The sequence below is a fragment of the Thermoanaerobacterium butyriciformans genome (assembly GCF_017874545.1).
In the GTDB taxonomy this organism is placed as follows: Bacteria; Bacillota; Thermoanaerobacteria; order Thermoanaerobacterales; family Thermoanaerobacteraceae; genus Thermoanaerobacterium; species Thermoanaerobacterium butyriciformans.
Genome location: NZ_JAGGLT010000042.1, coordinates 1 through 20,614, shown reverse-complemented (window position 1 = coordinate 20,614; position 20,614 = coordinate 1). Strand labels below are relative to the sequence as shown.

22 protein-coding genes, 2 pseudogenes and 2 other annotated features are annotated in these 20,614 nt (G+C 33.0%); of the genes and pseudogenes, 20 read left to right on the top strand and 4 right to left on the bottom strand.

Features of this window, described 5'->3' with window-relative positions; all coding sequences use genetic code 11:
- Positions 1 to 110 precede the first annotated feature (110 nt).
- The 15 genes from J2Z80_RS14060 (at position 111) to bcp (ending at position 13,510) form a co-directional block, all read left to right on the top strand.
- On the top strand, positions 111 to 401 hold the full coding sequence (locus J2Z80_RS14060; RefSeq protein WP_209454945.1) for a YggT family protein: 291 nt from the start codon (positions 111 to 113) through the stop codon (positions 399 to 401).
- 26 nt (positions 402 to 427) lie between these two features.
- Positions 428 to 1,168 carry a YlmH family RNA-binding protein gene (locus J2Z80_RS14055; RefSeq protein ID WP_209454944.1) on the top strand — a complete coding sequence of 247 codons (741 nt, stop codon included), beginning with the start codon at positions 428 to 430 and terminating at the stop codon, positions 1,166 to 1,168.
- A 26-nt stretch (positions 1,169 to 1,194) separates the two neighbouring features.
- Positions 1,195 to 1,683, top strand: coding sequence for a DivIVA domain-containing protein (locus J2Z80_RS14050; RefSeq protein ID WP_209454943.1), 489 nt, complete (start codon positions 1,195 to 1,197; stop codon positions 1,681 to 1,683).
- A complete protein-coding gene (locus J2Z80_RS14045; RefSeq protein ID WP_209454947.1) occupies positions 1,673 to 1,918 on the top strand; it encodes a TM1266 family iron-only hydrogenase system putative regulator in 246 nt (81 codons plus the stop codon). Before J2Z80_RS14050 ends, J2Z80_RS14045 begins: the two co-directional genes overlap by 11 nt.
- A gap of 44 nt (positions 1,919 to 1,962) precedes the next feature.
- Positions 1,963 to 2,175: a binding site (T-box leader), on the top strand.
- Between the two features lie 55 nt (positions 2,176 to 2,230).
- Positions 2,231 to 5,014, top strand: coding sequence for an isoleucine--tRNA ligase (gene ileS, locus J2Z80_RS14040; protein ID WP_209454942.1), 2,784 nt, complete (start codon positions 2,231 to 2,233; stop codon positions 5,012 to 5,014).
- A 50-nt stretch (positions 5,015 to 5,064) separates the two neighbouring features.
- Positions 5,065 to 5,769 (top strand): 5'-methylthioadenosine/adenosylhomocysteine nucleosidase, encoded by a 705-nt coding sequence (locus J2Z80_RS14035; protein WP_209454941.1) that lies wholly within the window; start codon positions 5,065 to 5,067, stop codon positions 5,767 to 5,769.
- Positions 5,770 to 5,771: 2 nt separating this feature from the next.
- The gene (locus J2Z80_RS14030; protein WP_209454940.1) at positions 5,772 to 6,065 is read left to right on the top strand and encodes a thiamine-binding protein; all 294 of its coding nucleotides are present in this window, start codon (positions 5,772 to 5,774) and stop codon (positions 6,063 to 6,065) included.
- Between the two features lie 102 nt (positions 6,066 to 6,167).
- Positions 6,168 to 6,474, top strand: a binding site (T-box leader).
- 48 nt (positions 6,475 to 6,522) lie between these two features.
- On the top strand, positions 6,523 to 7,950 hold the full coding sequence (gene trpE / locus J2Z80_RS14025) for an anthranilate synthase component I (protein ID WP_209454939.1): 1,428 nt from the start codon (positions 6,523 to 6,525) through the stop codon (positions 7,948 to 7,950).
- Positions 7,950 to 8,537 (top strand): anthranilate synthase component II, encoded by a 588-nt coding sequence (locus J2Z80_RS14020; RefSeq protein WP_209454938.1) that lies wholly within the window; start codon positions 7,950 to 7,952, stop codon positions 8,535 to 8,537. Before trpE ends, J2Z80_RS14020 begins: the two co-directional genes overlap by 1 nt.
- The gene (trpD, locus tag J2Z80_RS14015) at positions 8,518 to 9,537 is read left to right on the top strand and encodes an anthranilate phosphoribosyltransferase (RefSeq protein WP_209454937.1); all 1,020 of its coding nucleotides are present in this window, start codon (positions 8,518 to 8,520) and stop codon (positions 9,535 to 9,537) included. Before J2Z80_RS14020 ends, trpD begins: the two co-directional genes overlap by 20 nt.
- The gene (gene trpC, locus J2Z80_RS14010) at positions 9,534 to 10,313 is read left to right on the top strand and encodes an indole-3-glycerol phosphate synthase TrpC (protein WP_209454936.1); all 780 of its coding nucleotides are present in this window, start codon (positions 9,534 to 9,536) and stop codon (positions 10,311 to 10,313) included. Before trpD ends, trpC begins: the two co-directional genes overlap by 4 nt.
- Positions 10,314 to 10,315: 2 nt before the next feature.
- A complete protein-coding gene (locus tag J2Z80_RS14005) occupies positions 10,316 to 10,927 on the top strand; it encodes a phosphoribosylanthranilate isomerase (RefSeq protein ID WP_209454935.1) in 612 nt (203 codons plus the stop codon).
- A complete protein-coding gene (gene trpB / locus J2Z80_RS14000; RefSeq protein WP_209454934.1) occupies positions 10,924 to 12,099 on the top strand; it encodes a tryptophan synthase subunit beta in 1,176 nt (391 codons plus the stop codon). Before J2Z80_RS14005 ends, trpB begins: the two co-directional genes overlap by 4 nt.
- A 35-nt stretch (positions 12,100 to 12,134) precedes the next feature.
- The gene (gene trpA, locus J2Z80_RS13995; protein WP_209454946.1) at positions 12,135 to 12,923 is read left to right on the top strand and encodes a tryptophan synthase subunit alpha; all 789 of its coding nucleotides are present in this window, start codon (positions 12,135 to 12,137) and stop codon (positions 12,921 to 12,923) included.
- A gap of 122 nt (positions 12,924 to 13,045) precedes the next feature.
- Positions 13,046 to 13,510 (top strand): thioredoxin-dependent thiol peroxidase, encoded by a 465-nt coding sequence (gene bcp, locus J2Z80_RS13990; RefSeq protein WP_209454933.1) that lies wholly within the window; start codon positions 13,046 to 13,048, stop codon positions 13,508 to 13,510.
- A 19-nt stretch (positions 13,511 to 13,529) separates the two neighbouring features.
- Here bcp and J2Z80_RS13985 read toward each other — a convergent pair whose 3' ends face one another.
- Entirely contained in the window at positions 13,530 to 13,667 is a 138-nt protein-coding gene (locus J2Z80_RS13985; protein ID WP_209454932.1) for a hypothetical protein, read from the bottom strand.
- Between the two features lie 211 nt (positions 13,668 to 13,878).
- Here J2Z80_RS13985 and J2Z80_RS13980 point away from each other — a divergent pair, with 211 nt between their 5' ends.
- The 3 genes and pseudogenes from J2Z80_RS13980 to J2Z80_RS13970 all read left to right on the top strand — a co-directional run.
- Complete coding sequence (locus tag J2Z80_RS13980; RefSeq protein ID WP_349292613.1) at positions 13,879 to 14,118, top strand: DUF5665 domain-containing protein; 240 nt, start codon at positions 13,879 to 13,881, stop codon at positions 14,116 to 14,118.
- 21 nt (positions 14,119 to 14,139) lie between these two features.
- Positions 14,140 to 14,763 carry a TraR/DksA C4-type zinc finger protein gene (locus tag J2Z80_RS13975; protein ID WP_209454930.1) on the top strand — a complete coding sequence of 208 codons (624 nt, stop codon included), beginning with the start codon at positions 14,140 to 14,142 and terminating at the stop codon, positions 14,761 to 14,763.
- A gap of 203 nt (positions 14,764 to 14,966) precedes the next feature.
- Positions 14,967 to 15,494, top strand: a pseudogene (locus J2Z80_RS13970) (PAS domain-containing protein); the annotation flags it as partial.
- Between the two features lie 206 nt (positions 15,495 to 15,700).
- Here J2Z80_RS13970 and J2Z80_RS13965 read toward each other — a convergent pair.
- Together J2Z80_RS13965 and J2Z80_RS13960 are read right to left on the bottom strand one after the other, a co-directional pair.
- Positions 15,701 to 16,396 carry an HD-GYP domain-containing protein gene (locus J2Z80_RS13965; protein WP_209454929.1) on the bottom strand — a complete coding sequence of 232 codons (696 nt, stop codon included), beginning with the start codon at positions 16,394 to 16,396 and terminating at the stop codon, positions 15,701 to 15,703.
- Complete coding sequence (locus J2Z80_RS13960) at positions 16,377 to 18,329, bottom strand: flagellar assembly protein A (protein ID WP_209454928.1); 1,953 nt, start codon at positions 18,327 to 18,329, stop codon at positions 16,377 to 16,379. Before J2Z80_RS13960 ends, J2Z80_RS13965 begins: the two co-directional genes overlap by 20 nt.
- A 237-nt stretch (positions 18,330 to 18,566) precedes the next feature.
- Between J2Z80_RS13960 and J2Z80_RS13955 the strand changes: the two genes are divergently transcribed.
- Positions 18,567 to 19,127, top strand: coding sequence for a tyrosine-type recombinase/integrase (locus tag J2Z80_RS13955; protein WP_015311486.1), 561 nt, complete (start codon positions 18,567 to 18,569; stop codon positions 19,125 to 19,127).
- A gap of 287 nt (positions 19,128 to 19,414) precedes the next feature.
- On the opposite strand, the gene J2Z80_RS13950 is transcribed toward J2Z80_RS13955, so the two are convergent.
- Complete coding sequence (locus tag J2Z80_RS13950) at positions 19,415 to 19,795, bottom strand: Ku protein (protein WP_349292612.1); 381 nt, start codon at positions 19,793 to 19,795, stop codon at positions 19,415 to 19,417.
- Positions 19,796 to 20,094: 299 nt separating this feature from the next.
- On the opposite strand from J2Z80_RS13950, the pseudogene J2Z80_RS15060 reads away from it, so the two are divergent.
- Positions 20,095 to 20,269, top strand: a pseudogene (locus tag J2Z80_RS15060) (transposase); the annotation flags it as partial.
- Positions 20,270 to 20,614: the final 345 nt, after the last annotated feature.

Sequence of the window (20,614 nt, the reverse complement as noted above, 5' to 3'; positions counted from 1 at the left end):
AATATATCCATTAATTTCCTTTAAAGTCTATTTTAAAAGCTCTAGGGGAAGTCTGCGCTTTTTTAGCTACTTATATAATAAGTTTTCATAGTAAATAAGGAGGGTATGATTTGACAACAAATTATGCATTGGTGTTAACACTAAATTACTTTTTTGAAATTGTAAATTGGCTCATCTTAATAAGAGTGGTACTATCTTTGTTAAGAATGGAAAATATGAGTAATCCTATATCGCGATTTGTGATTACAGTTACAGAGCCTATATTAGATCCGTTTAGAAGGCTACAATTTAAATCATCGATTGGACGAAGTATGATGATAGATTTTTCACCAATATTAGCGATGTTGGTTATACAGTATATTATAAGGCCAATTATAATTAATATAGTTTCATTAATATGAATTAATAAGTTTTAAAAGGTGAAGATATGGATTACAGTATAGCAAGGCTAGAAGATATAGCAAAATGGGTTCAGAAAAATAAACGCGGTAGATATACCGATTTTTTAAGCATGAAGGATCAAAAAATACTGCTAAAGTTGATGACACAATTTGACGATATAAATTGTAGGTTTATTGGTGGATTTGATGCAGCCGAAAGAAAGATAGCACATATATATCCAAAATTTAAAGGCGCAGTAGACGCGTACAAAGCACCGATAAGTGCAATTAGGATAAACGGTGATTTGTCGAGATTATCTCATAGAGATGTGTTAGGTTCCATCCTTGGATTAGGTATAAAAAGAGATAAAGTTGGCGATATAATAAAAAGACAAGAGAGTTGTGATATTGTTGTTCATAATGATATAGTCAGTTATATCTTGATAAATTTACATAAGATTGGCAAAGAGAGGGTTAATGTATACTCAATAAATTTGGATGAAATCATGGAGCCGGAAGTAAAATACGATGATATAAATACAACTGTTGCATCTATCAGATTAGATAGTATTATTGCTTCAGGGTTTAAATTATCCAGGACGAAAGCATCTGAATTGATAAAAGCTGGTTTGGCCGAAGTTAATTGGGAAACAAAACTAGAACCTTCTTTTGAAATAAAAGAGGGAGATATTATATCTTTAAGGGGTCATGGAAGGATCAAGTTTGAAAAAATTCTTGGTACAACTAAAAAAGGTAGGATTTATGTTCATATTTTAAGATACATATAACAAGAGAAATAGAGGGAGTGTGTGACATGTTAACACCTATGGACATACATAATAAAGAATTTAAACGGTCATTTAGAGGATATAATGAAAATGAAGTTGACGAGTTCCTTGATAAGGTTATGGAAGATTACGAATTGCTTTATAAAGAAAATTCAGATTTAAAGGATAGGGTCAACATCTTGAATGATAAATTGCAAAATTATACTGAGATAGAAAAGACACTAAATAATACTTTAGTTGTAGCACAAAAATCTGCAGAGGATTTGAAATTAAATGCCAAAAAAGAAGCGGATTTAATCATACAACAAGCTCAACAGGAAGCGGAAAAGATTATGCAAAAAGCGAATCAAGAGGTTGTAAGAATAAGGGCAGAGCTTGAAAATCAAAGAAGAAAGCTTAATGTTTTTAAGGCAAAATTTAAAACTCTTCTTGAGGGGGAGCTAGAAGCGGTATTATCTATTGATGATAGAGAATTTTTTGGCGAGGAGCAATATGAGAAAAACGATGAGGAATAGGATTGCTGTAATCGGTATATTAGTTCAAAACAGAGAACTAACATCTGAGAAAGTAAATCATATTTTAAGCGAGTATGCCAATATAATTGTTGGAAGAATGGGTGTTCCTTATAAAGAAAGAAATGTGTCTATTATATCTCTTATTGTCGATGGAACGACAGATGATATTGGAGCTTTGACTGGGAAGCTTGGAAGTATTGAAGGTGTCAAAGTGAAATCAGCTATTACTATTTAAGATGTTGACGTGCTTTTCTAATTATTGTATAATTATTTAAAATGTGAAAAGCGATGCTGAGGACAATTTATGCAAATTAAACTTTTAAGAGAGTTGGCGGTTGGTGTAAGCCAATAAGTTTATTTGACATATATCACCTCGAAGCTGCTGGCTGAAATTTTTAGTAAGCTAAGCCGGGATATACCCGTTATTCAATGAGTGATTAAGGCATTTAAGCCTTAATAATGAGGGTGGTACCGCGACTTCTCGTCCCTGTGGGTGAGAGGTTTTTGTTTTTTAATGTTTTTTATTTAATTAATAGGAGGTATACTGATGGATTACAACAAAACATTAAATTTGCCTAAGACAGATTTTCCAATGAAGGCGAATCTGCCTTTGAGAGAGCCGGAGATATTAAAAAAATGGGATGATATGGATATATATCATAAATCATTAAATAAAAATAAGGGGAAGGAAAAATTTATTCTTCATGACGGACCGCCATATGCCAACGGGGATATACATCTTGGAACAGCCATGAATAAAGTTTTAAAAGATATGATTGTAAAATATAAGACGATGAGAGGCTTTGATGCACCATATGTGCCAGGTTGGGACACCCACGGTTTGCCAATTGAACAGCAGGCAATAAAAACATTGGGAATAAAAAGGAACGAGGTAGGCCCTGTTGAATTCAGAAAAGTTTGTCGTGATTTTGCTTTTTCACAAATTGAGAAGCAGAAATCACAGTTTATAAGGTTAGGAGTCAGAGGTGACTGGCAAAACCCTTATCTGACATTAAAACCAGAATATGAAGCAAAGCAGATAGAAGTATTTGGTGAAATGGCTAAAAAAGGGTACATCTACAAAGGATTAAAGCCTGTGTATTGGTGTACTGACTGTGAAACAGCTTTAGCAGAAGCTGAAATAGAATACTCAGATGAGACTTCAGATTCTATCTATGTTAAATTTAGAGTAACTGATGATCTTGGGAAGTTCAAAGGAATTGTTGATGACCTAAATAACTTGTATTTTGTAATCTGGACTACGACAACTTGGACTATACCAGCCAACCTTGCTATATGTTTAAATCCGGAATTTGATTATGCGCTAGCTAAATATGGAAAAGAAATCTACATAATGGCGAAAGACATGCTTGATGATATAGAAAGGGAAACAGGCCTTGAGAATCGTGAGGTAATTGCGACATTTAAGGGCAAAGATTTAGAAGGAATGAGAGCTAAACATCCTTTATTTGACAGAAGTTCGCTTATTATATTAGGTGATCATGTAACATTAGAAGCTGGTACAGGATGTGTTCATACTGCACCAGGCCATGGTGAAGAAGACTTTATAGTTGGACAGAAATATGGTCTTGATGTTTTGAATCCTGTTGACGATAAAGGCCGATTTACAGAAAAAGCTGGGAAATACAAGGGATTATTCTATGCTGATGCCAATAAAGTAATAAAAGAGGATTTGGAAAAAGTTGATGCTTTATTAGCGTCAAAAACATTAACTCACTCGTATCCACATTGTTGGAGATGCAAAAATCCTGTTATATTCCGTGCTACAGAGCAATGGTTTGCTTCTGTTGATGGGTTTAGAGATGAAGCTTTAAATGCAATAAGAGAAGTAAACTGGATTCCTGAATGGGGCGAAGACAGGATTACAAATATGGTTAAGGATAGACATGACTGGTGTATCTCGAGGCAGAGGATATGGGGTGTCCCGATTCCGATTTTCTATTGTAAACATTGTGGTAAAGAATTGATTAATGATGATACAATAAATGCAGTTAAAAAATTGTTTAGTGAAAAAGGCTCTGATGCTTGGTATGAATACACAGCAGAAGAAATATTGCCGAAGGGTACAAAATGTGAATGTGCTTCTACAGAGTTTAGAAAAGAAACAGATATAATGGATGTTTGGTTTGATTCTGGCTCAAGTCATGTGGCAGTTTTAGAAACTACTGAAGGTCTTAGGTGGCCTGCAGATTTGTACCTTGAGGGTTCTGACCAGCATAGGGGATGGTTCCAGTCATCGCTTTTGACATCTGTTGCTACAAGAGGAATGGCACCATATAAAAACGTGTTGACACATGGATTTGTCGTAGACGGCGAAGGACACAAGATGTCAAAATCTCTTGGAAACGGCATAGATCCTGCTGATGTAGTAAAAGAATATGGAGCAGATATATTGAGATTATGGGCTGTTTCTGCTGATTTTACTTCTGACATGAGAATATCAAAAGAAATCTTGAAACAGATGACGGAATCATACAGGAAGATAAGGAATACAGCTAAGTTCCTTTTAAGCAATTTATACGATTTTGATGCTGATAAAGACGCTTTGCCGTATGAAGAGCTTCTTGATATAGACAAATGGGCCCTATACAAGTTCAATGAGCTTATTAAGGATGTAACGTCGTCCTTTGATAGATATGAATTCTACGATTTTTTGCATCTTGTTCACACGTTCTGCATTGTAGATATGAGCAACTTGTATCTTGACATACTAAAGGACAGGCTTTATACATTTCCTGCTGCATCTAAAGAAAGGCGAGCAGCTCAGACGACGTTATATACAATATTAGACGGTTTTGTACGAATCATAGCACCAGTATTAACATTTACAGCAGATGAGATATGGAGCTATATGAAACATGATGCAAACAATAATTACGAGAGTGTCCAATTAGCTGATTGGCCACAGCCTAATGATGCATATGATAATAAAGAAATAGTCGAAAAGTGGAACAAATTATTTGACATAAGAAAAGATGTATCAAAAGCTTTAGAGATATCACGTGCCAATAAAGAAATAGGTCACTCATTAGAAGCACAGGTTGATATATATGCATCAAGCGATTTGTACGAATTTTTAAAGCAGTTTGATGAAGAACTTAATACGGTATTTATCGTATCGAATACAGTTCTTCATAATGAGGACGACAAAATACCTGATAATTCATATAGAAGTGAAGATTATAATCTAGCAATTAAAATTAGCCATGCGCCGGGCGAAAAATGTGAAAGATGCTGGATGTACAGTGAAACAGTAGGAACAGATAAGGAACATCCAACGATTTGCGCAAGGTGTGCTTCACATATTTAAAAGGGAGATATCTCCCTTTTTTAATTAAAATATGAAAGGAGAATTTGTAAGTGAATAAGATAGGGCTTATCGGTGCTATGGAAGAAGAGATTGATATACTTAAACAATTTATCAGCAATGAAGAAATTATAAATCGTGCAGACATGATTTTTTATAAAGGGCAGCTAAATGGATTAAATACAGTGTTAGTCAGATCAGGTATAGGAAAAGTAAATGCAGCTATTGCGGCTCAAATATTGATATCTGAATTTAATGTTAACTGTATAATAAATACTGGTGTTGCTGGAGGGATAAAAAGCGGAATAAACGTAGGGGACATAGTCATATCATCTGATGCGATAGAACATGATTTTGACACGACAGCATTTGGCGATGAATTAGGAGTTATACCCCGTATGAAGACTAGCGTATTTAAAGCAGACAAAAATCTGATTGACATAGCGCTTAAAGCAGCCAATGACAATATAGATGGAAGAACTTATGTTGGAAGGATTGTATCAGGTGATAGATTTGTGTCATCGAAAGAGGAAGCGAGAAGGTTGGGACAACAATTTAGTGCATATGCAGTAGAGATGGAAGGTGCCGCAATTGCTCATACTGCATATCTTAACGATATACCATTTGTTATAATAAGAAGCATTTCCGACAATGCGGATGGAAATGCTACAAGTGATTTTAATCTATTTGTCAAAAAAGCTTCTATAGTATCCAGCAATATTGTAAAAGAAATGATAAACATGATTAAGGAGATATGAAGATGAATGTAGTAAATGTAAGTTTGCAAGTATTACCTGTTGTTGAAGAAGAAATGATTTATCCTGTTGTAGATAAAGTTATTGACTACATAAAGTCAACGGGTGTTAAGTATTTTGTAAGTCCCATGGAGACTACTATGGAAGGTGATATTGACATTCTTTTAGATATTGTAAAGAAAGCGCAAGACATATGTGTAAAGGAAGGCGCAAAAAGGGTTATCTCTATTGTAAAAATAGATTATAAGCCAGATGGAGTAACAATAGATGAGAAGATGAATAAATATATATCACAGTAATATGTATTATGTTGAGTAACTTATATTTAAATTTTTTTGAGACAAGATAAAACCTATTGACATACAATTCAACACGTTATATAATTAAATTAATTTAAGTTGGCAAAGTCGATGAGCAGGAATAGTAAATATCGCTTTAAGTCAAAGCGAGCCTGGGATGGTGAGAGCCAGGTACTGACGGCGTTATTGAATGGGCCTGTGAGATGGTGTGTGAACTAAAAGTAGCATTACCCGGTAGTCTACCGTTAAAATGACAGGGTATCGAGAAATCTGTACCTGAAAGAGATATTTTGTACTTAGGTGGCATAGCGAAATTTAAGCATTTCGTCCTTAGTGGATGAGATGCTTTTTTAAACCACATAAGTATGAAATAATTTGGGTGGCACCACGGAGTCACTTCGTCCCATTGGATGGAGTGGCTTTTTTTATTACCAAATTTTATTGAGGAGGTGGGTATATGTTGAATTTAAGCAGAGAAGAATTTGCTGAGCTAAAGGATAAAAAAGTCGTTTTCCCAATTTATGTTGAGATAAATGGCGATGAATTGACACCTGTCAGTATTTTTTACAATTTAAAAGGGAAAAACAAATTTTTGCTTGAAAGTGCAGAGAGTGGAAAAGAATGGGGAAGATACTCATTTATTGGTTCAGATCCATATTTAAAGATAAAAAGCCATGGCAACTTAATCGAAATTGAAAAAGAGCAGCGTACAATAAAACATGGGAAGGTCCTTGACTATATAAAAGAAAATATCGAACAAGATTATGACAGAAACAGCCTTAAGCTGCCGTTTACAGGCGGTGCACTTGGTTATGCAGGGTATGATATTATAAGACAATATGAGAATTTGCCTAGTAAAAATATTGACGAAATAGGAATACCAGACGCATATTTTATGTTTTATAAAGAATTTATTTGCTATGATCACTTTAAACATACGGTATCTGTCATTTACAATGTATTTTCAGATGATGATGAAACTTATGATTCAATAGAAAAAAAGCTAAATCTTATGATTGAAAATATAAAAAACAATGTAAGAAGTCATGAACTTCCTCCTAAATCTGATGTAGTTAGTGTGGAATCTAATTTTACCTTGGAGGAATTCTGCAATATTGTTGAAAAAGCAAAGGAATATATAAGGAATGGTGATATATTTCAGGTTGTTCCATCTCAAAGATTGAAGATTAAAACCAAATCGAATCCTTTTGATATATATAGACGATTAAGATCTACAAATCCGTCACCATATATGTTCTATATAGACTTTGAAGATTTTCAATTAATTGGTTCTTCACCGGAGAGCCTTATATCAGTGTTTGGCGATAAAGTTACTACGAATCCAATTGCTGGTACTAGAAAAAGAGGAAAATGTGAGGAAGAGGATTTAAAGCTAAAGGAAGAACTTTTAAATGATGAGAAGGAAAGAGCAGAACACGTTATGCTGGTGGATCTTGGGAGAAATGACATAGGTAAAGTCAGTGAGTTTGGCAGTGTAAAGCTGGATAGATTTATGGAGGTAGATTTTTACTCCCATGTAATGCATATTGTATCAAAAGTTTCAGGTATTTTAAAAAAAGGCCTTACGGCATTTGATGCACTTATTGCATGTTTGCCGGCAGGAACAGTCTCTGGAGCGCCTAAAATAAGAGCTATGGAAATAATCGATGAGCTTGAGAATGTAAGCAGATCGTTTTATGCTGGAGCAGTTGGATATTTTTCATTTAATGGTAATATGGACATGTGCATAGCTATAAGGACACTGCTTTTAAAGAATGGTATGGCTTTTATTCAAGCAGGATGCGGCATTGTATATGATTCAAACCCTGAATCAGAATATTATGAAACTTTAAATAAAGCGATGGCACTGAAGGAGGTGCTATAATGCTGCTGTTAATTGATAACTACGATTCATTTACCTACAACCTTTACCAATTTATAGGAGAAATTTATCCCGATATTAAAGTTTTGCGAAATGATCAAATAGAAGTATCTGACATAATTTTAATGAAACCTGATGGTATTGTTTTGTCACCTGGACCTGGAAGGCCAGAAAATGCTGGAATTTGCATTGATGTGATTAAAAAAATTAGTGATAAGATACCGATATTGGGAATTTGCCTTGGACATCAAGCGATAGGTTATGCTTATGGAGCTAAAATAATCAAATCAAATATCATCAAGCATGGAAAAACATCTATTGTAACTCACAATGGGCAAGGATTATTTAATGGCATAAAAAACCCTATTAGAGCCATGAGATATCATTCGCTTATAATTGATAAAGATTCATTGACGGATGAGCTTGAAATAACTGCTGAGGCTGAAGACGGGACGATAATGGGAATAAGACACAAGAAATTCCCGGTTTATGGACTGCAATTTCACCCTGAATCGATATTAACTGAAAAAGGCAAATCAATATTAAAAAATTATGTGGAGGGGATTTGCAATGTTAAAGGAAGCCATTGAAAAAATTGTCATGGGGGAAAATTTGACAGAATCAGAAGCCAAAAGTGCTATGGACTCAATCATGAAAGGTGAATCTAGCTCAGCTCTCATAGGAGGCTATCTAATTGGTCTTAGAATGAAAGGTGAAACAGTTGATGAAATAACGGGTTCTGCTAAATCCATGATAGGAAATGCAGTAAAGTTAAAGCTTGATTCTCCTTACGTTATTGATACTTGCGGTACTGGTGGTGATGGCGGAAGGACATTTAACATATCCACAGCAGTTGCAATAATTACTTCATCTGCAGGTGTAAAAATAGCAAAGCATGGCAATAGAGCAGTATCCAGCAAAAGCGGAAGTGCTGATGTATTAAGTGAACTTGGAGTGAAAATTGATTTGGAACCGGAAATTACGAAGAAGTTTATTGATGATGTAGGTTTTGGATTCCTTTATGCTCCTAAATATCATTCAGCAATGAAGAATGTCGCACCAATAAGGAGAGAGCTTGGTTTAAGAACGGTATTTAATATATTAGGGCCGTTGACAAATCCTGCTTCTGCCAAAGGGCAAGTCCTTGGAGTCTATGACAAGAAGTTGACACATGTACTTGCAGAAGTCTTATTAAAATTAGGATGTGAAAGAGCATTAGTTGTTTATGGAAATGACGGGCTTGATGAAATAACTACGACGACTACTACAACTGTTTCTGAGGTAAAAAACGGTACAGTTATAGACTATACGATAGATCCCCATGACTATGGTATCAACTTGTCTAAAGATACTGATATAAACGGTGGCGATTCTAAAGAAAATGCAAAAATCATTTTAGATATTTTAGAGGGGCAAAAAGGACCTAAGAGAGATATTGTAGTATTAAATAGTGCAGCAGCGCTTTATGTCGGCAAAGCCGTTGACAATATAAAAGAAGGAGTATTATTGGCAGAGCATTTGATTGACTCAGGTGCTGCATTAGGTAAATTAAATGAAATATTAAGTTATCAGAAGGTGTATTTACAATGATACTTGACGATATTGTTTCAAAGAAAAGATCTCAATTGGAGTTGGAAAAGATCGAAAAACCATTAGAAGAGATATTAGACAAAATTAACGATGTGAATTTAAGGAATTTTAAAGAAGCTTTATGTAAAGATCGCATATCTATTATAGGGGAAATAAAAAATGCTTCCCCATCGCGAGGTGTGATTATAAAAAATTTTGATCATAAGAAAATTGCAGAATTATACGAGGAAGCCGGTGTCGATGCAATTTCGGTTCTTACAGAAAAAAACTATTTCAAGGGTGATAATAGATTTATAAATGACGTAAAAAATATTACATCAAAGCCGATACTCAGAAAAGATTTTATATTTGATGAGTATCAGATATATGAAAGTAAGCTTATAGGTGCAGATGCTGTTTTGTTGATAGTAGCTATTCTAGGTAGTAACCTCAGTAGATTTTACAATATAGCTAAAGAACTTGGTCTAGATGCTATTGTAGAAGTCCATGATGAATATGAACTTGATATCGCATTAAAGGCAGATGTTGAAATTTTAGGCATAAACAATAGAGATTTAAAGGATTTTCATGTTGATTTAAACACAACTGAAAGGTTAATTAAATACGTACCGAATGATATTGTATTGGTATCAGAAAGTGGTATTAAATCTTCAGAAGATGTGAAGTATCTGCAATCGTTAGGAGTAAATGCTGTTTTAATTGGTGAGACTTTTATGAACATGGTTGACAAAAATAAAGAAATTAAAGATTTTATAATGAGTTCAAAGGGTGTTTAATAATGGCACTGATAAAGATATGCGGAATAAGGCGCATGGAAGATGTAGAATACCTAAATATGCTAAAACCCGATTATGCAGGATTTGTATTTGCCGATAGCAAACGTAAAGTAGATATAAAAACGGCACATGATTTAATAGAAAATCTTGACAGAGACATAAAAAAGGTTGGAGTATTTGTCAATGAAAAAATTTCTGAAGTAAGATATATAGCAAATTTTCTCAAACTTGATGTTTTGCAATTTCACGGCGATGAAACTCAAGAATATATAGACAATTTCAAGGACTATCTTGTATGGAAGGCTATTCGAATTAGTGAAAAGAAGGATATTTCGAAAATAGAAAGTTATCATGTTGATGGCATACTTTTAGACAGCAAAATAGAAGGTTTTTATGGAGGCTCAGGAAAGAGTTTTGATTGGAATTTAATAAAAGATGCAAATATGAATTGTACGTTTATATTAGCTGGTGGTATAGATGCAAATAATGTTTTAATGGCTATAAATATGTTAAAACCGGATATTGTGGATGTATCTAGTGGCGTTGAAATAGATGGTTTTAAAGACTATGATTTGATGAAAGAGATTATTTATAAAGTGAGGAGTGTACTATGATAGGGAGATTTGGTAAATTTGGGGGACAGTACGTGCCAGAGACAATCATGAGTGCTTTAATTGAACTTGAAAACGAATTTTACAAAGCAATGAAAGATGAAAATTTCATTAACGACTATAAATATTATTTAAAGGAATATTCTGGAAGGCCGACGCCTCTGTACTATGCGGAAAATTTGTCAAAAAGACTAGGCGGTGCAAAAATTTATTTAAAAAGAGAAGATTTAAATCACACAGGGGCTCACAAGATAAACAATGTACTAGGGCAGATTCTATTAGCCAGAAGAATGGGTAAAAAGAAAGTTATAGCTGAGACTGGAGCAGGACAGCACGGTGTAGCAACTGCAACAGGTGCTGCAATGTTTGATATGGAATGTGAAATCTTTATGGGTGAAGAAGATATAAAGAGGCAATCATTAAATGTTTTTAGAATGAAATTGCTTGGCGCAAAAGTCACGCCGGTCAAAACCGGAACTGGGACTTTGAAAGATGCCGTAAACGAGGCAATACGCAATTGGGTTACAAACATTGATGATACATTTTACGTAATGGGATCTGTCGTGGGACCACATCCATATCCAATGATGGTTAGAGATTTTCAGAGAATCATAGGTGATGAGGCAAGAGAACAAATCATTAGCAAAGAAAATAGGTTGCCTGATTATATTGTTGCATGTGTTGGCGGTGGCAGCAATTCTATGGGAATATTTTACCCTTTTATAAATGATTCATCAGTAAAACTTATAGGTGTCGAGGCAGCAGGTCTTGGGATAGATACTGATAAACATGCTGCCACTATGGCAAAGGGAAGCATTGGTGTACTTCACGGAATGATGACGTATCTGCTGCAGGATGATGACGGTCAGATAATGCCGGTTTATTCGATATCTGCAGGGCTTGATTATCCAGGTGTTGGACCGGAACACTCCTATTTAAAAGATAGCGGTAGAGCACAATATGTTTATGCAACTGATGAAGAAGCATTATCAGCTTTTATGGATTTATCACAAATAGAAGGAATTATACCTGCTCTTGAAAGTGCTCATGCTGTTGCTTATGCCATGAAACTAGCATCGAAACTAAGTAAAGATAATATTATTATTGTAAACTTGTCTGGAAGAGGCGACAAAGACGTAAATACAGTTGCAAATGTTTTGGGGGTGGAATTATGAGCACATTGAATAATGAAATTAACGCAGTTGTCAGTATGAATAGAATAGACAAGAAATTTTACGAGTTAAAGCAAAAAGGCCTTAAGGCTATGATTCCCTTTATTACTGCAGGCGATCCTAGTCTAGATGTAACCGTCGAATTGGTGTTTAAAATGGAAGAAGGAGGAGCTGACATCATTGAAATAGGGATTCCGTACTCTGATCCGCTGGCAGATGGACCAATAATACAAGCTTCATCTACAAGAGCATTAAAAAATGGCACGAAAATTGATAATATAATGGATGCTGTTAAAAAAATAAGACAAAAAAGTGAAATACCACTTGTCTACCTTGTGTATTATAATTCAATCTTTAAATATGGCATTGAAAGATTTGTAAATGAAGCTAAAGAATCAGGCATCGACGGACTTATAATACCTGATTTGCCATTAGAAGAAAGAAAAGATATTAAAGAAATTTCCGAAAAATACGGTATTTATTTAATACCATTAGTTGCACCAACTTCAAAGGAGAGAATTAAGAATATTTGTGAAAGTGGAAAGGGTTTTGTATATTGTGTCTCTACAAAAGGTGTTACAGGAATAAGAAATTCTATTGAAACAGATATTAAAGAATATATGAGAATTGTATCGGAATATACAAATATGCCTAAAGCTATAGGTTTTGGTATCTCTGGACCTGACATGGCAAAAAGATTTGCACCTTACTGTGATGGAATAATAGTTGGTAGTGCAATTGTGAAAATGATAAATGATTCAAGAAGCAAAGAAGAAATATATGATAATGTGAAAAAATTTATATATTCAATTAAAGAAGCTATATGAAATGAGGCATTACGCCTCTTTCTTTCTTACTTATGTAAAAAAAGCATTGATTAATATAATAAATGAGTTATAATAAAGATAAGAAATATTAAAAGAAAATAATTATCGAAGGAGGAAATCAAATGATAGAATTGGAAAAAGAGGCTCCTGACTTTACACTCAAATCAAGTGATGGCAATGATGTATCATTAAGTGATTTTAAAGGTAAAAAAGTAGTTTTGTATTTTTATCCGAAAGACAACACACCTGGTTGTACAAAAGAAGCTTGTCAATTTAGAGATAATATAAATACAGTTGAAAATAAAGAGGCGGTTATTTTAGGTGTAAGCTTGGATGATATAGAATCTCATAAAAAATTTATTGAGAAATTTAACTTGCCATTTATACTTTTAAGCGATCCTGATGCTAAAGTTTCAACAGAATATGGTGTTTATAAAGAAAAGAATATGTATGGAAAGAAAAAAATGGGAATAGAAAGATCTACGTTTATAATAGACAAAAAGGGAATTGTAAAAAAGATATTCCGAAAAGTAAAAGTAGATGGTCATGTAGATGAAATATTAGAAGTAATTGACAATATTGATTAAAGTGCGTTTAAAACGCACTTTAAAAATTTAACATTGGTAAGCTAAATGCTGCTATTAATGCCACTATCATAACGATAACGATTGTGAGTGCAACATATCTATGCCAAGTTCTATTATAAAAAGGATTAAAAAGATCTTTATTTCTTTTCTTTTTCATACAATTCGCCTCATTTTTTAAAAAATTGAATTTCTTGCTTATATAATAATTATTAATTAATACATCTATCTATTACATAATTTAATCATATTCCATCAGAAAAAACAATAAATTATTAATAAACTTTGTATAAAAAAGAGAAAATAAATTACAGGAGGAATTGGGCTTGGATAATAGGTTATTGGTTGAGATAAAAAAACAAATTGACAAAATGTCAGAGATGATGGAAAAAATGAAGATAGCCGACTATGTGGAATTGATGCAGAGCCCTTATAGACTCTTATGGCTTAATTTTGTAGGTGGACTCGCGCGGGGCTTTGGTATGGCGATTGGCTTTACACTTCTTGGAGCTATAGTGATTTATATATTGCAGAGGGCTGTTTTATTAAATTTGCCTGTTATTGGAAATATTATTGCCCATATAGTAAAAATTGTTCAGCAAAATTTGTGATAGAAGGGTATGTGATACAGTGTGGATAATGAAAAATTAGAATATTTCAGGAAAAAACTTATTGAAGAAAAAAACAATATATTGCATACGTTAAATGAAATGGATGATAACGATGGTACTGGCAGGATGGCAGAAAGGGAATATTATCAAGAATTATCATTGGCAGACAATCATCCAGCAGACATTGGATCGGAAGTTTATGAAATAGAGAAAAACTATGCATTAAAAGACAATGAACAGCATGTGTTAAGGCAAATTGATGATGCACTTTTAAGAATGGTAAAAGGACAATACGGCATATGCAATCATTGCCATAAAGAAATAGAATTAGATAGACTGGAAGCATTACCATATACACCCTTATGTGCAGATTGTGCAAAAAACAATGATTTAAAATTAAGTGATCTTAGATTTTCAAGACCAAACGAAGAAAGAACAATAAAGTATCCTTTTGGATGGGGCTACATGGATTCAAAAGATGAAAATCAATTTGATGCGGAGGATTCATATCAAGCCGTGGCGAGATATAATAAAACTAAAGCAGGTCTTGATAATTATGACGATGATTACGATGATTATAATTCTGGATATGTTGAAGAAGTAGATAAAATAAGCAATGAAGATTATAAAAAGACTATAGAATAGGAGTTATTATTGTTGTGGATGTATGTCACAAAATAAAACCATGAGATTTCGAAAAAAAAAGTCATATATCAAATGCATCAGTAAAAAATAATTTAAAAATTGAAACCATAGTTTCAGACCAAGTATGATATTAGGTGAAAAACAAAATCCATATAGTAGGTTTGAAACTATGGCTACAATATTTGGTGTAAATCCATACAGACCAAGAAGAAGAACTGAGACAGAACTTAATTGAAATACAAAGGCAAAAGGATGAGTTGAAAAAAAGTGGGGAACGCTACAAACTGGTAGTTGAAGGAGCAAGCGATGGACTATGGGATTGGGATATGGTAACAGATACGGCATACATATCCGAGAGATGGAAGGATATCATTGGTTTTGATAAGGAAGTAGTGAATAACTATTGTAAAACATGGGCTAAATTTATTCATCCAAGAGATGTTAAAACAGTTATCAATAATTTACATAAGCATCTCGATAAAAAGTCACCATTTTATTCATGCGAATATAGGGTAAAAACAAAGGATGGTAAGTATATATGGATTTTAAGTAGAGGAAAGGCATTATGGGATGAAAACGGTAGAGCTATAAGAATGGCAGGGTCGCACACGGATATCACTGAACGGAAGCGAATGGAGAGCAAGTTAAAGTACATGGCATTTTATGACACTTTAACCAACCTGCCACGTCGTGATGTTTTTATGGACAAACTCAAAGTTGCCATTGCAGAGTGACGAAATTCAAGGTTATTATTTCAGCAAGCCTTTGCCTCCAGACGAGGCTATTCGAATTGTTCAGAGGAGCCAATAAGAAAAAGGTTTAAAGGGAAAGGGTAAAAGAACAATTAGTGAAGAGCTGTTGCCTTATGGTGATGATTTAAGTCCTACATTTATGATTTTAGAGCAGATAAATAAGATTTGAACAAATTAAGTCAGATTTATTCTGGCTTAATTTTTTTTGTTATACAACTATTTGATTTTGAATTGACAAAATAAATAAATTTATTTAGAATATTTTTGTCAAACTGATTTTCAGCATTTGCCTGCAGTTCAATAAGGGCATCTTCAAAACTTAGCTTTTTTCTATAAGAACGGGTACTTGTCATTGCATCAAAGGCATCGCATATCGAAAGTAATTTACTTAAATCATTAATTTTATTACCTTTCAAGCCATCAGGATATCCTTTGCCATCAACTCTTTCATGATGATGTTTAATGACTTCAGCTTCGATATTTTTTCCAACAATGTATTTAGTAATAATGTATCCATAATACGAGTGCTTTTTAATAATGGCGTACTCTTCGTGTGTCAGTTTTTTGTTTTTGGCCAGAATTTTTTTGGGAATCAAAAGTTTTCCAATATCATGGAGCAAAGCGGAATATTTCAAAATCTTTATTTGAGTAAAGGTATAGTTATTGTACTCTGCGAAACTAACGGCAAGCCTCATAACACGTATACAGTGGGCTGCAGTATATGTGTCTTTGAGATTTAGCAATAAATGTAGCAATAAAATAATACTTAATTGAACTATGTGTAAAATATTATAAAATATTTTTACTATGCAGCTTGGAAGTAGAAATTTTTTGTATTTGGAGTTAAAGCATTTGCTTTTTTTATGTTTGTATTTTTTCATCAATTTGACTCCCTTGCATTATGTTTTCTATGTAATCTGGTGATGTGAAACCATGCTCGACTTTTTTTAGGTTATTATTTATATTAAGTGTCGTATTATCATAATAATGCACAGCACTAATTTTGCCATTTTTATCTAATACCTTACAATATGTGGCAATACCAGATGGAGAACCGACAATTCCCATTTTTATGTTTTTGCCTGCAATCAATATTCCACCTCTAACTAGACTCGACGGTTGCTGGAATACAATAGCGTTTCTGGCAATCAACCTGGTTTGATAACATCCTTGACCTTTTACGAGAATATTGCCATTAGCTTGAATTAAAGAGTTTTGAGAATAGTGAAAAATAATATTTGCCTGTTTATCATATATGTTTTCCATTTCAGTGATAAAGTTGTTTACATCTTCTTCGACTGTATGTATTTGATCAATATTATTAATAAGATCTGTGTTTATATGTAAGAGAAGTGTTTGGATCTTATTTAAAATTAAACTTACTTTTTTAACATCTTCGTCTGCCAAGATTGCAGATAAATTCTTAATATCGTCAATGTGTTTCTTTAATTTTTCACTTCTACTATTTATAATTTGTATTAATTGGTTGCTTATTTGCGAATACTTTGCTGGCTTTGCAGCACTAAATTTATCATATAATTCTTTTAATATAGCATGTATCTGTTCCATTTTAGGTAAAATACCTAAGTAATTGATTACACTTATTCCTGCTCGTACTGTACTTCCAATTATATTACCGTAAACTTCAATATTGTAGTTGGCAGTAATATTTGCATGATTTACATTACCATAGATAATAATATTTCCTTTTGATTCAACTCGCATATTGTTCATAATGTTGCCTTTAATAACTATATCTCCGTCAAAATAGACATTCCCTGTTTTTACATCAACGTCATGCGGTATGGTTAAGACAGGCACAACACTTACAATTCCATTTCTCAATATAGGTCTTCCAGAAGCGATGGCGACAATTTTTGTATTGTTTTCCAGTAAAACAGTTCCGCTACCGGCTTTAAGTGGTAAATCTTTGCCTTGATGTGCCTTAATGATTTCGCCTGTTACTGATTCGCCATCAGTGCCTGGCATAGCAGGCATAGTTTTTATAGCCAATACTTCACCAATGTTTACAGTAGGTATTATGGTATGGTTTAATAAATCGACTTTTTCGTTTGTTTCAAAAGCTGGATTATGGTAATTACTGTTGTGGAATAAGTATTTTATTTTACTGTTTATCCCATGTACAGGTGCTATTCCTTCTGCTACAACTGAACTACCACCGCTTGGCGAATTTACAAGGTCGTAGATAGCCTGAATATTAATAAATTTCATTTTTACATTTGCTTTTATAAGCTCTGATATACACTGTTCAACTGTAACATTTGGAGCAGGAATTTCTTCATATTCTGATCGTATATATATCGAGTTTTCAGATTTAGTATCTTTGACAAAATACTTTCTCCCTGCCTTTTTTTCTACAGTTAAGGTTGCTTTGAGTTTGTCACTGGATATATCAACCTTTATTTCGGTAGAAGGAGCAATGCTTTTAGCTTTTAAATCTATACGGTCTTTTTCCGTAACAATAGCAATGCCAGTTGTCATTTTACCGTTAATGTATACTTCAATATTTGGATCATCAGCTATAATTAAAGCATATTTTCCTTCAGGTGAAGGATCTGTTACCTGTATTTTACCTGATAATATCTGTACTTTTCCATCCTCTTTTTTTTTAATTTCTTTTTTTTGTTTAGGTTCTATATATTCAATGTTAAATTCTCCTGGTTTATTTATCAAACCCCAAAACCTGCGATATGGGTTTTTTATGGTTTGTATTTTCAAATTTTTTTCATCACATTTATAAAAGTCTTTAGCCTTTGTTATAGCTTCTTCAATATCAAAAGCGGTAAACAACATTTTATAAATCCCCCCAAAAAAATTTAATGTACGTAATATAAAATTCCCCTTTAAAGCATTTTACTTGTCTGAATAAATGTAACAATATACATGAATTGTTACTTCTATTAGTTTAAAAGACGTCTAATTTCTGGCATTCAAAGATAAAAATATACTCCATTGGATAAAAATACACTTGAATTTCTATGTATCATTTTTTAAAATATTAATGAAAATGCTACATAAGGGAGTGCTATAATGACAGTTGAACCTATTAGAGACAAAAATAAAATTAAACAGATGTATCAGTATCTTAATGGATATAACCCTAAGTATGCTCTACTTTTTAAATTTGGTATAAATACAGGTTTAAGAATTAGTGACATTATCTCTTTAAGAGTGAAAGATATTTTTAATAGTAATGGGCAATTTCGTGAATATCTTGTTTTAAAAGAAAAGAAAACAAGTAAGGAAAAAAAGATTAAATTAAATACGACATTGCGTAAGGCTATTATTTCATATGTTAGCAGTCAGAATCTTTCAGATGACAGCTATCTTTTCTTTAGCCAGAAAGGCGGGCATCTTAGCCGTGTCCAGGTGTATCGTGTTTTAAAAGAAGCAGCAAATATCATTGGCATAGAAAATTTTGGTACACATAGTTTAAGAAAAACATGGGGATATTGGACATATCAAATGTCAAAATACAATATTGGTTTAATAATGGATACTTTTAACCACAGTTCCCAAAGCATAACGCTTCGCTATATTGGTATAAATCAAGACCAAAAAGACGAATTGTATTCAACTGTTCAGTTATGAAATTGAACTACCCCTAACTTATAATATTGGTGTTAGGGGAGTTTTTTCATTAAAGCATTTTGAAATTAGATTTAAAAGACTTATGGTTTTGAAGGAATTTTTGTTTTTTTGTCGTATTATATCAATAAAAGGGAAATAAATTTTACTATATCTTAAAAAGTAACAATTCATGTATATTGTTACATCAAATTTAAATTATTCTTTTCAATGTGTTTTTATGGATGCTTAATTCCAATCTGTATTCTTCAGGCCTGACATTATGCTTAAATTAAATGAAAGAAGGAGCTCTATATACTCTTACACATGTAAGGTCCTGCTTTGACCTTATTATAACCTTTGCTATCGCAAGACGGTTTGTGGCTTTCATTGAATCTCTCAAAAGAATATGACTTAGTTCCAATGTCTTCTGGCCATATAAAATATGTTTTATCGCAATATATATGATCTATCTGTCCTATGTCGATAAAATCTACAATGTCAATGCTTTTAACTGTTGACATAGGTATATTATATCTAAAATTTTTATCATCTATAATTACAAATTTACCAGGTTCATATTCGTATTGTCCTACTATTTCGCCATCAGAAACAAGCATGTTACATACAGGGCATGTTTTTTTGCATTTTATTGGCGACTTACAGTCTTTATGAAGTTGTCTAAAATGTATCGTGTAGTCTTCTATTGCGGTATAAAGTTTTATCGGAATACTTACAGATCCAAAGTTTATTGCACCTTTCTACATTGAGCGCATAAAATCATCTCATATTTAGTATGTCAACAAACATTTTTTAAACAAGTGTTAGAAACCACCCACTGTCATATTATTTCTTTCATGATTTTTTCAAGTACATCGCTTACTCTATTTTCAATATTATCTTTGGTTATGTATTTAGCACATTTTTTCAATTATCTGATTGTGCATATGTAAATGGTTCTTAAATTGCAATGTTAAATGCAGTGCTTAATAGACGAAAAATAATTTATAGTCAATACAAAGAAAGCATAGATATATTTAAAACAATTATGCAACTATAAAAGAGTGCAAATTATAAAAGTACATCTTATGCCAGATTATGTACACATATTGACAAGTACACCACCAGAAATTAGTGTGTCCGGCTTTATGTGTTTTACGGGTGGTCATGATTTAAAGAAGAGTATTTAATATCTAAAGTATCACAAAAATAATTGACTTTACATATTATGTATCGGATCTTAAAGATCTAACATTTATCTAACTCGAAAGGGGGAGCCAAAATGCCTAAGGATACAGGTAGATCACGCTTTGGCGGAAGCTGGATATGGATAATATTTATAATAATCATAATATTTTTATTCATGCCAGGATTTATAGTTGAAGAGCCCGAAGCCTGAAAACTAAATTGATTTAATATTGAGTGATTTCGGAAACTAATTTCCAGCAGCATACAATGACATAAATTAGATATTAGATACAAAAAATAACAATGATTTTGCGATAAAAATA